The organism is Aeromonas fluvialis (assembly GCF_000819885.1).
Taxonomy (GTDB): Bacteria; Pseudomonadota; Gammaproteobacteria; order Enterobacterales; family Aeromonadaceae; genus Aeromonas; species Aeromonas fluvialis.
The window spans coordinates 26,512-37,635 of record NZ_CDBO01000060.1 but is presented as its reverse complement, the minus strand read 5'-3'; the positions used below and the strand labels follow the sequence as shown (position 1 = coordinate 37,635).

Annotated in this window: 10 protein-coding genes; 8 read left to right on the top strand and 2 right to left on the bottom strand. The window is 59.6% G+C overall.

The window, feature by feature from the left end:
* A partial coding sequence (locus BN1125_RS13615; protein WP_042012886.1) for an IS1634 family transposase occupies nucleotides 1-812 on the bottom strand: 812 nt, incomplete at its 3' end.
* Nucleotides 813-1,114: 302 nt separating this feature from the next.
* Here BN1125_RS13615 and BN1125_RS13605 point away from each other — a divergent pair.
* Nucleotides 1,115-2,122, top strand: a complete 1,008-nt coding sequence (locus BN1125_RS13605) for a YecA family protein (RefSeq protein WP_208854239.1) — start codon at nucleotides 1,115-1,117, stop codon at nucleotides 2,120-2,122.
* 290 nt (nucleotides 2,123-2,412) lie between these two features.
* On the opposite strand, the gene BN1125_RS13600 is transcribed toward BN1125_RS13605, so the two are convergent.
* A complete protein-coding gene (locus tag BN1125_RS13600) occupies nucleotides 2,413-3,276 on the bottom strand; it encodes a YicC/YloC family endoribonuclease (protein ID WP_042012883.1) in 864 nt (287 codons plus the stop codon).
* A gap of 147 nt (nucleotides 3,277-3,423) precedes the next feature.
* Between BN1125_RS13600 and rph the strand changes: the two genes are divergently transcribed.
* From rph to ccoG, 7 genes are all read left to right on the top strand, one after another.
* Nucleotides 3,424-4,140 carry a ribonuclease PH gene (rph, locus tag BN1125_RS13595; RefSeq protein ID WP_042012880.1) on the top strand — a complete coding sequence of 239 codons (717 nt, stop codon included), beginning with the start codon at nucleotides 3,424-3,426 and terminating at the stop codon, nucleotides 4,138-4,140.
* Nucleotides 4,141-4,223: 83 nt separating this feature from the next.
* Complete coding sequence (gene pyrE / locus BN1125_RS13590; protein ID WP_042012877.1) at nucleotides 4,224-4,877, top strand: orotate phosphoribosyltransferase; 654 nt, start codon at nucleotides 4,224-4,226, stop codon at nucleotides 4,875-4,877.
* A gap of 173 nt (nucleotides 4,878-5,050) precedes the next feature.
* The gene (locus tag BN1125_RS13585) at nucleotides 5,051-7,480 is read left to right on the top strand and encodes a heavy metal translocating P-type ATPase (protein WP_042012876.1); all 2,430 of its coding nucleotides are present in this window, start codon (nucleotides 5,051-5,053) and stop codon (nucleotides 7,478-7,480) included.
* Complete coding sequence (gene cueR / locus BN1125_RS13580; protein WP_042012875.1) at nucleotides 7,481-7,870, top strand: Cu(I)-responsive transcriptional regulator; 390 nt, start codon at nucleotides 7,481-7,483, stop codon at nucleotides 7,868-7,870.
* Between the two features lie 127 nt (nucleotides 7,871-7,997).
* Entirely contained in the window at nucleotides 7,998-9,152 is a 1,155-nt protein-coding gene (locus tag BN1125_RS13575) for a GGDEF domain-containing protein (RefSeq protein WP_042012873.1), read from the top strand.
* Nucleotides 9,153-9,182: 30 nt separating this feature from the next.
* Nucleotides 9,183-9,446, top strand: a complete 264-nt coding sequence (locus BN1125_RS13570) for a YihD family protein (RefSeq protein ID WP_005318183.1) — start codon at nucleotides 9,183-9,185, stop codon at nucleotides 9,444-9,446.
* A gap of 196 nt (nucleotides 9,447-9,642) precedes the next feature.
* Nucleotides 9,643-11,094 carry a cytochrome c oxidase accessory protein CcoG gene (gene ccoG / locus BN1125_RS13565; RefSeq protein ID WP_042012872.1) on the top strand — a complete coding sequence of 484 codons (1,452 nt, stop codon included), beginning with the start codon at nucleotides 9,643-9,645 and terminating at the stop codon, nucleotides 11,092-11,094.
* Nucleotides 11,095-11,124 lie beyond the last annotated feature (30 nt).

Genomic DNA, 11,124 nt, shown 5'->3' with positions numbered 1-11,124 from the left:
CCATGATAACCATTGCCCAGCGCAACCAGCGACTGGGTGCCTATCGTTGCCACGGCCTGCTTGGCCTCGTTCAACGTGACAGGCACCCGGGTCACAAACAATTGCTGCTGTTGAGCCAGCAGTTGCAAGGTGTCGGCACAATACAGCGCCGCATCGCCGACCAGATAACGGTAATCCTGCGCGGCCTTGAGGCTGCTCAAGTGGCCGCGTACGGTCTGGGCAAAGGCCTTGGTGTCGTTACTATTGCCGCTCAGGGCCTGCATATAGATGGGCAGCCCGGCCTGATTTTCACAGATGAGTTCCAGGATCACCTGGTTCAGCTCGGGCCGATGATCTCGACTATAACCACGTACCAATTGCAGCTTGCCGATCTGCTCACCATCGGCCTGGTCATAGGCGCCATCGACGTGGAAGCTGGTGATATCGAGGTGCACTGCCGTACTTTTGAGGCCCAACCGCTCGACAACTTGCGCAGCCATTACCTGATACAAGGTGCTGACATCGGCTTCGAAGAGGGCATCGAGACAGCGACCGAGCACATCATCATTGAGGTCATCAGCACTGATCCCGGGGCCAATCAAGCGCTCCACCGGCTTGTTAGCGAAGAATTGTGGGAACATGTGCAGGGTGCTGCTATGAAAGCCGAGGCCGTTCAATATCATGGCGACTAAGGCTTCACCGTGTGAGACCTTGAAAGGCGGCGTTTTGGGAAGCACAGCATCAATCATGCGGGCGATCCCCAGTTCTTGGCAGAGTGCGGCGACCAAGCCAAGGTGATCGAGGTTACGGATAGAGATAGCGGGAGCGGCCATGATGATCTACCTGCAAAAAGTAGTAATAGATCAGAACGGCCGATCGCCGTCAAGCACTGAAAAAGCCAAAATTAGGTGCGGAATGACGGATAAAAGAGCCCTTGATGATCAAGGGCTCTTTTACGGGGAACAACCGGATAGTCAGCGCAATATCACTCGATGTTCTGGATCTGATTACATACTTGGCTGTAAATAGTTACTTGATTACCCATGACCCTCAGCCAGCTTCAAGAGTCGATATGGCATCGGCGCCCTGGCCTGATAAACCCTTGCTGGCCTTCACCCTATGATAAGAGGCATTGATGATGAAACCCGGTCGTAACGATCCTTGCCCCTGTGGCAGCGGTAAAAAATTTAAACGTTGTTGTATGACTCGCAAGGACAAGCTGCATGCCGACGTGCAGGATGAGGTCGCCGCCATGTTGGCCATGAACCCACATTTGAGCCTGGCTGAACTCAATGTGGCGTTACAGCACAAAATGGCGGATCGTAATAATCAACCGCATCCCGATTTTTGTGGGGTGACGCCAACCCAAATGGCCAATTGGCTTTATGCCCCGTTCGATCAATTGCAGTGGATCACCATCAGCACCCCAGACGATCTTGTTGCCAGCCCGGTGATGCGCTATCTGGGCCTGATGCTTGATGAGGCCATGGCGCAAGAGGGGTCATTCAACGCCACCAGCAAAGGCAACTTGCCGATGAAATTGGTCAAACAGGCCGGTGAGTTATTGCCGGAGTTTGCCGTGGCGCAATGCGGGTGTGACTTCGGTATTTGTGAGTTTGCGGGCCGCAACGAAGACAACTTTAATGCCCTGCACTACACCAGAGTGTTAGCCGAACTCAGCGGCATTATTTATCGCCGCAGCGGTCGCTATCATGTGAAAAAAGCCGCGCAACAACAGTATCAGGCGGCAGGGATACAGGCCTTTTTTAAACCGATGCTGGCGGCTGCTGTCAGCCAATATAACTGGGCCTATCTTGACCGCTATTCCCCCGAGGTCGATGTGCGTACGTTTTGGGTGTTTATGCTGTGGCGCCTGCAACAACACCACAGTGTCGCCGAGTTGGTGCAAGAGGTGTTGACGGCGTTTCCCGATGTGCTATTGGCCATCCCGATCGACCATTACTTTTCGCCGGAACAAACCTTATCCATGATCATCGAGTCACGGTTTATTGAGCGGTTTTTACAATACTGGGGATTTGTGACGGTTGAGCCGAGGCGTTATAGCAACGCGGGGCCGGTCGCCCGAAAGGTTGCGATCCAACCTTTATTCGACCACACCTTTCAATTCACTCTTAACCGATAACAAGGTCATCGTGAGCGAATATCAATACTACAAATTTGAGCGTGTGGACGGGCAGTTGGCCCCTCACGCCCGCCAGGCACTCCGCGCCATCTCAAGTCGCGCCGAGATTAGCGCGACCGCTTTTCAGGTCTATTACACCTAAGCCGAACAAAACAAGCAGGCGCGGCATGTCGGTTGTCACCGACATCCGCCCCTCTATGTGACCGGGAAGATGAAAAAAGCCCGGTATCTACCCTGCTCTTCACAAGGTAATACCGGGCTTTTAAGCGATGCTTGGGCGGGTGAAAAATCTATTCGATGTTCTGAATTTGCTCGCGCATCTGCTCGATCAGCACCTTCAGCTCGACCGCGGACTGGGTCACGTCGGCGTTGATGGACTTGGAGCCGAGGGTGTTCGACTCGCGGTTGAACTCCTGCATCATAAAGTCGAGACGACGGCCACAGGCGCCACCCTTTTTCATGATCTTGATGGTTTCGCTGATGTGCATCTCCAGACGATCCAGCTCTTCGGCCACGTCGATCTTCTGGGCCAGCATCACGATCTCCTGCTCGATGCGGGCCGGATCCAGCTCTACCTTGGCTTCGGCCAGGCGGTCGGTGAGCTTCTGGCGCTGCCACTCGATGATCTGCGGCAGATGCTCGCGCACCTTCTTCACTTCGACCTGAATACCATCCAGACGCTGCTGGATCAGGTTCTTGAGGTTGGCACCCTCGCTGGCGCGGGAGGCGATGAAATCTTCCATGGTCTGATCGAACCCGCCGAGCAGCTCGGTGGCGACCGCGTCCATGTCCTGCTCGGCGGCAGCCATGACGCCCGGCCAGCGCAGCACGTCGACCGGGTTGAGCTGGCCCTGGCCCGCTTCTTTCATTATCCAGTTGGCGCTGTCGATGATCAGTTTGGCCAGCTCTTCATTGATATGCAGCTGCTTTGCATCGGCTTGAGCGGCTTCGAAACGCAGGTTGCACTCCACCTTGCCGCGTTGCAACTTGGCGCGGAAGCGCTCACGCAGGACCGGCTCCAGGCTGCGCAGTTGCTCCGGCAGGCGAATGTAGGTTTCCAGATAGCGCTGGTTGACCGAACGAATTTCCCAAACGGCTGTGCCCCAATCGCCCTTGAATTCCTTGCGGGCGTAGGCGGTCATGCTGTGAATCATTGATTGTTCCGGGCTTGATGAAGTGTGCGGCCAGTATACTCAGCCCGGCCCTGCTCGTCAGCCGAAGCCGTGGTTTTAGCGGCTGATATTTGGGGCGGGATCACTTATAATCCCCCGCCAATTTGAGCCAGCCCAGAGGTCCGTTCCATGTCACGTCCCAGCGATCGCAGTGCCGCGCAACTTCGCCCGGTTACCATTACCCGCAATTTCACCAAACATGCAGAAGGCTCAGTGCTGGTGGAGTTCGGTAACACTCGCGTGCTCTGCACCGCCAGCGTCGACACCAGCGTGCCGCGCTTCCTGAAAGGAAAGGGTCAGGGTTGGGTCACTGCCGAATATGGCATGCTGCCGCGCTCCACTCACTCCCGGATGAACCGCGAAGCGGCCTCCGGCAAGCAGAGTGGCCGTACTCTGGAGATCTCCCGTCTGATCGCCCGCTCCCTGCGCGCCGCAGTAGACCTGACCGCGCTGGGCGAGCACTCCATCACCGTTGACTGCGACGTGCTGCAAGCCGATGGCGGCACCCGCACCGCGGCCATTACCGGTGCCTGCGTGGCGCTGGTAGATGCCCTGAACTGGATGGTCGAGAAGGGCATGCTCAAGCAGAGCCCGCTCAAGCAGATGATCGCGGCTGTCTCCGTCGGCATGTTCGAAGGGGAAGCCATCTGCGATCTGGAGTACATCGAAGACTCCGCCGCCGAGACCGACATGAACGTGGTGATGACCGAAGATGGTCGCATCATCGAGGTGCAGGGCACCGCAGAGGCCGAGCCCTTCACCCATGAGGAGCTGCTGGCGATGCTGGGGCTCGCCAAGGGCGGCATTGAAGAGATCATCGCGCTGCAGAAGCAGTCACTCTCTTGAATTTCTGATTTGAAAAACGCGGCCTAGTCCGCGTTTTTTTATACCTTCACACAAGTAAATGACAAGCCAAGCAAGGAGCCAGAATGAAAGCCTACCAGCGTCAATTTATCGAGTTCGCCCTGGAGAAACAGGTCCTCAAATTCGGTGAATTTACCCTGAAATCCGGTCGTAAAAGCCCCTACTTCTTCAACGCCGGTCTGTTCAACAGCGGTCGTGATCTGGCCCGCCTCGGCCGCTTCTATGCCGCCGCCCTGATGGATGCCGGCATCGAGTTTGATGTGCTGTTTGGCCCGGCCTACAAGGGGATCCCCATCGCGTCCGCCACCGCCGTACAGCTGGTGGAGCAGCACGATGTGGATGTGCCCTGGTGTTTCAACCGCAAGGAAGCCAAGGATCACGGCGAGGGCGGCAATCTGGTGGGCAGCCCGCTCAAGGGGCGCGTCATGTTGGTGGATGACGTTATCACCGCCGGGACCGCCATCCGCGAATCCATGGACCTGATCCAGGCCAACGGCGCCTCGCTGGCGGGCGTACTGATTGCGCTGGACCGTCAGGAGAAGGGCAAGGGCGAGCTCTCCGCCATTCAGGAAGTGGAGCGTGACTACGGCGCCCACATCATCGCTATCATCCAGATGAGCGATCTCATCGCCTATCTGGAAGAGCAGCAGGCCGAGCAGCCGGAGCTGGCGGTGCAGCTTGCCGCCATGAAGGCATACCGCGCCCAGTACGGCATCTGAATGATGTGACGGGATGGCGCCACCCTCGCCGAGGGTGGCGCCATTTTTTATCCGCGTTTTTCCTGTACCTCCCCAAAAAGCGGGTATGAACCGCTTGCGTTTGCCCTTACAGTAAAGGTTAGGGTTTGCCGGTCGGCGTGGTGTGATGCCGACGGGTTCCCGGGAGGAACAGTATGACGAACCAACAGCAATACCCCATTCATCTGCAACTGCCGCTCACTGGAATGAGTTGCGCCAACTGCGCCAGCCGTATTTCTGCAGCCCTCAACAAGCTGGAGGGGGTGCAGGCAACCGTCAACTTCGCGCTGGAACAGGCCGCCATCGAGCTGGCCAGCCCTGATCGTCTGTCCGCGGTGCTCGACCACATCAAAGATCAGGGTTACGACTACGGCAGCGAGACGATCTCCTTTCAGATCAGCGGCATGACCTGTGCCGGTTGCTCGGCGCGGCTGAACAGGATGCTGGCGGCGCTGCCCGGGGTGATCTCGGCCGAGGTCAATTTCTCCATCGAGCAGGCCCGCATCGAGCTGGTGCCCGGGATGCAGACCCCCGCCGCCCTGCGTGAACATATAGAGGCGCTCGGCTTTGGCGCCAAACTGGCGCAGGGATCCGCCAACGGCCGTCGCCAGCAGTTGCTGGAGCGGGAAGCGCAGGAGGCCGCCACTGCCCGTCAGGCGCAAACCATGGTCATCATCTCGGCCTTGCTGACGTTGCCCTTGTTGGTGGGGATGCTGGCCATGGCCGGCCTGTTTCCCTGGCATCTGCCCGCCTGGCTGGAGCTGCTGCTCGCCACCCCGGTGCAGTTCTGGATCGGTGCCCGTTTTTATCGTGGCGCCTGGCTCGCCCTCAAGAATCGTGCGGCCAATATGGATGTGCTGGTAGCCACCGGTACCAGCGCCGCCTACTTCTACAGCCTCTATCTGCTGCTGACCTTAGGCGTGGCTGCCAGCGGCAAGCTCTATTTCGAGGCGAGCGCCATCATCATCACCCTGATTTCGTTGGGTAAATTGCTGGAGGCGCGCGCCAGACGCAGCACCCAGTCCGCCATTCGCGAGCTGATGGCATTGCGACCGGATATCGCCACCGTCTGGCGTGGCGAGGCGTGGCAGAGTGTGGCCATCGACGAGGTGCTGCGCGGCGATCGGCTGCGGGTGCTGGTGGGTGAGCGGGTGCCGGTGGATGGCAAGATAGTGAGTGGTGCCAGCGAGCTGGACGAGTCGATCCTCACCGGCGAGAGCCTGCCGGTGCCGCGCAGTGCGGGGGACAAGGTGCTGGGCGGTGCCATCAATCGCTCCGGCGTGCTGGAGATCGAAGCCACAACCGTGGGGGAGGACTCCAGCCTCAGCAAGATCATCGCCCTGGTGGAGCGCGCCCAAATGGGCAAGGCCCCGCTGCAGCAACTGGTGGACAAGGTCTCCGCCGTGTTCGTACCGGTGGTGATGGCCATCGCCCTGTTTACCCTGCTGGCGCGGTACGCCTACGGCAACGATTTCGGTCAGGCGCTGCTGGCGGCGGTGGCGGTGCTGGTGATCGCCTGTCCCTGTGCCCTCGGCCTGGCGACCCCGGCGGCCATCGTGACTGGCACCGGGGTGGCCGCCCGCCACGGCATTCTGATCAAGGATGTGGATACCCTGCAGAAGGCCCACGCCATCAAGGCGCTGATCTTCGACAAGACCGGCACGCTCACTCAGGGGCGGCCGGTGTTGGCGAGCTGGAGCGGCACTGCCGAGCAGCTGCGCCTCGCCGCCGCCCTGCAGCAGGCGAGCGAACACCCGCTGGCACTGGCGATGCGGGAGGCCGTCGGCACAGAAGTGGCACTGCCCCAGCCGGAAGCGGTGGAGGTGCGGGTCGGTGCCGGTATTGTCGGTCAGGTGGCGGGCCACAGGGTCGCCATCGGCAATGGCTCTCTGCTGGCCCAGCTGGGCATTGAACCGCCGCAACAGGATGAACAAGCCGCCGATGGCGCAACCCGGGTTTGGGTTGCCATCGACGGTGCTGTGGTTGGCATAGCGGCTTTGGCCGATACCCTGCGCCCCGAAAGTCCGGAAGCCATCGCTACTCTGCGCCAGCGCGGTATCGCCAGCTGGCTGGTGAGCGGCGATGCCCCCGCACCGGTGGCGCATATCGCCGCCAAGCTGGGGCTGGACGGCGCCTTTGACTCCGTGTTGCCGGCCGGCAAGGTGGAGAAAGTCGAGGCGCTGCGAGCGCAAACCCGCGGCCTGGTGGCCATGGTGGGGGACGGGGTGAACGACGCCCCGGCGCTGGCGGCGGCGGATGTGGGCATCGCCATGGGCTCCGGCTCCGACGTGGCGATGGAGACGGCCTCCATCACCCTGATGCGATCTGACCCACGGCTGGTGGCCGATGCCATCGACATTTCGGCGGCCACCTGGCGCACCATTCAGCAGAATCTGTTCTGGGCCTTTGTGTTCAATATCATCGGCATTCCGCTGGCGGCGCTGGGTTACCTCAGCCCCGAGCTGGCGGGGGCGGCCATGGCCCTGAGCAGTATCACAGTATTGAGCAATTCCCTGTTATTGAAACGCTGGCAGCCCAGGGCGACCCATGGGCCAGCATTCAACCCGATGAGTCAGGAGACATAAATGAACATCAGCAAGGTTGCCAAGGCCACGGGGCTGACCGCCAAGACCATCCGTTACTACGAGAGCATAGGGCTCATCACGGCGCCGGTGCGCAGTGACAACGGCTATCGCAGCTACACCGAGGGGGCGCTGCGGGAGCTGCGCTTCGTCAAGCGGGCGCGGGAGACCGGCTTCAATCTGGAGGAGTGTCAGGAGCTGCTGGCGCTCTATCGGGACGAGCACAGAACCAGCGCCCAGGTGAAGAAACTGGCCCAGGAGAAGATCGTCGATCTGCGTGCGCGCATTAGCGGTCTGCAGGCCATGCTTACCTCCCTGGAAGGGTTGGTCTGTTGCTGCCACGGGGACGAGAATCCCGAGTGTCCGATCCTCGATGAGCTGGAGAAGGGGTGAGCGAGGGCTCGCTGGCCAGCACAGGGGCAACCACGGGTGATTGACTAACTTCTTAATAACCGGCGCTTTATTGTTGCCCGTCAGGGGGTAGTGGTAGACTGCTCGGCTAATGTACAGGAGTACTCAGTTGACCCAGAGTGTGACACGCCAGGTTAAGCAGGCCATCATGGCCCAGCTCTATACTCACGCATCCTTCAGTCTTCCCTGTTTGGGCGTGTTGGCGTTCGGCTGGAGTCTGCTGTTTCACGACTATCTGCCCTCCACCGAAGCGCTTGGCTGGCTGGCAGGGACTTTCCTGTGGCTGCTTGGTCGGGGCTGGCACCTGCGCTGGCGGCAATCCCGTCTGCAGCAGACGCCGCTGCCGGTGCTGGAGCGCGAGCTCTTTATCGGAGCCACCATCACCTCCATCATCTGGGCCCTCGGGGTGCTGCTCTACATGGACAAGTTGCCCGATACCTACCGGGCCGCCATGATGATGCTCTCCAGCCTCATTCTGACCGGCAGCGCCATCATGCTGTTTGGCAGTCGCCGCACCCTCTATGGTTCCGCCCTGCCGCTGGGTATGGCGATGCTGTTCGAGCTGGGCAATGGCAACGAGCAGGAGCAGATCGTCTCCTGCATGCTGGCGGGCTATCTGTTTGTCTTTCTGCCGACCCTGTTGCGCCGGATGCGGCGGGATCAGATCGCCTCGCTCCACCACCGTTTCTCCAACGCCGAATTGGTGGCCGAACTGAAGGCGGTCTCCGAACATCTGCGCCTCACCTCCCGCCTCGACGGCCTGACCGGCATCGCCAACCGCGCCCATCTCGACGACTCTCTGGAGCGGGCCTGGCGCCGCTGTCATCGTGCCCGAGCGCCGTTGTCGCTGGTGCTGGTGGACGTGGATTACTTCAAGCAGTTCAACGACCTCTATGGCCATCAGCTGGGGGATGACTGCCTGCAACAGGTGGCAGGTTTGTTGGCGGAGGTGGAGCGGCGGGAGGACGATCTGGCTGCTCGCTACGGGGGCGAGGAGTTCGCCCTGCTGCTGCCCTGCACTGGCATGCAGGGGGCGTTGCAGGTGGCGGACAACGTGCGGCAGGCGCTCAAGGAGCTGGCCATTCCACACCAGAAATCACTGGTATCCGGTCGGGTCACATGTAGCTTTGGTGTTGCCACTCTGATCCCGGACAACACCATGAAAATCGCCGATTTGATCCAAAAAGCGGATGCGGCCCTCTATCAGGCCAAGCATAATGGGCGGGATCGAATCGAAGTAGCCTTGATGGGTAAGGTTGCCTGAGTTTAACGTGACAGATTAAAGAGGTTGTCTATGCAATGTCATCGTATCGAAGAGCTGCTGGAGTTGTTGCAGCCCGCCTGGATCAAGGAACAGGATCTCAGCCTGGTGCAGTTTGTTGCCAAACTGGCGGCAGAAGCTGGCTATGATGGCGCCTTGTCCGATCTGACTGACGACATGCTGATCTATCACCTCAAAATGCGGGAATCCGACAAGCAGGCGATGATCCCCGGTCTGGCCAAGGATCATGTGCCTGATTTCAAGGAAGCCCTGCTCAAGGCACGCGGCATCAAGTGACCCCGGGCGATCTGCTGGACACCTGTTCTGGTTTCAGTGGAATCTCTTTAAAGGCGTTTCGTCAATGGGCGAAACGCCTTTTTTGTTACCGATAATTGCGATCGAACGCCAATATTAGATACATCTAATCCACACAATTAGCATGCCGTTTAAGATATAATCCGCTCCATAACAAATAAGGGAGCGATGTGTTGCAATGGCCGACCACGATAAAATCGATATCAAGGACGTCACCGACAAGGGCGTAACCGGGACCTTCAACCCCAACACGTTCAAAGCCAGCGACGACAGATTCAACCCGAGCAACCGCATCTATGTGCGGGCCCAGAAAGGCTACTGGCAGCGGGTGCGCAAGGGGATGGGCTGGTTCTTTGTAGCGCTGTTCGTGCTACTGCCTTGGCTGCGTTACGAGGGGCGCCAGGCGGTACTGTTCGACCTGGGTCACCAACAGTTCCATGTCTTTGGCGCCACCATCTGGCCGCAGGATCTGACCCTGCTTGCCTGGATCTTCATGATTGCCGCCTTCGCCCTCTTCTTTGTCACAACCTTCCTCGGTCGAGTCTGGTGCGGCTATCTCTGCCCGCAGACTGTCTGGACCTTCATGTTCATCTGGTTTGAAGAGAAGCTGGAAGGGCCCGCCAACAAGCGGCGCAAGCTGGACGAGGCGCCCTGGAGCGGCGAGAAGCTGGCTCGCAAGGGGGCCAAGCATCTGGCCTGGCTGGCGATCTCGCTGGTGACCGGTCTGACGTTCGTCGCCTACTTCCAGGATGTGACTGAACTGGTGCCGGACTTCTTCACCCTGCAGGCCGGTGGTTGGGTGCTGTTCTGGGTACTCTTCTTCACCATCTGCACTTACGGCAATGCAGGCTGGATGCGCGCCATCATGTGTATCCATATGTGCCCCTACGCCCGTTTCCAGTCCGCCATGTTCGACAAGGACACCTTCATCGTCGGTTATGACACCAAGCGTGGCGAGACCCGTGGTGCCCGCTCCCGCAAGGCCGATCCCAAGGCGCTGGGGCTGGGTGACTGCATCGACTGCGATCTTTGCGTGCAGGTCTGCCCGACCGGGATCGATATCCGCGACGGCCTGCAGTATGAGTGCATCAACTGCGGTGCTTGCGTCGATGCCTGCGACCAGACCATGGAACGGATGGATTATCCGAAAGGACTCATCAGCTACACCACAGAGCACAAGCTGGCCAGCGACTCCACCCATGTGGCGCGACCCAAGCTGATTGGCTACGGGCTGGTGATGGCGGTGATGCTGGGGGTGTTTGTCTACAACGCCATGTCCATCATGCCGATGGGGCTCGATATCCTGCGGGATCGCAACCAGCTGTTCCGCGAGAACAGCGAGGGGCTTATCGAGAACACCTACACCCTCAAGATCCTCAACAAGACCCTGCAGCCCCAGACCTACCAGCTGGATGTGGAGGGCTTGCCCGAGTATCAATGGTTCGGCCCCCGTGAAGTGACCCTGAAGGCGGGCGAGATCTACACCCTGCCGGTCAGTCTGGCGGTCGATCCCTATAACCTGACGCGGCCGACGCTGGATATCCAGTTCGTGCTCAAGCGGGAAGGCGCGGCCCCCGACGACGGCAAAGGCAACCTGCGCCAGGGCAGCAAGTTTATCAGTCGGTTGTAGCGGCCTGGCGCACAGCCATGCACGGCAACG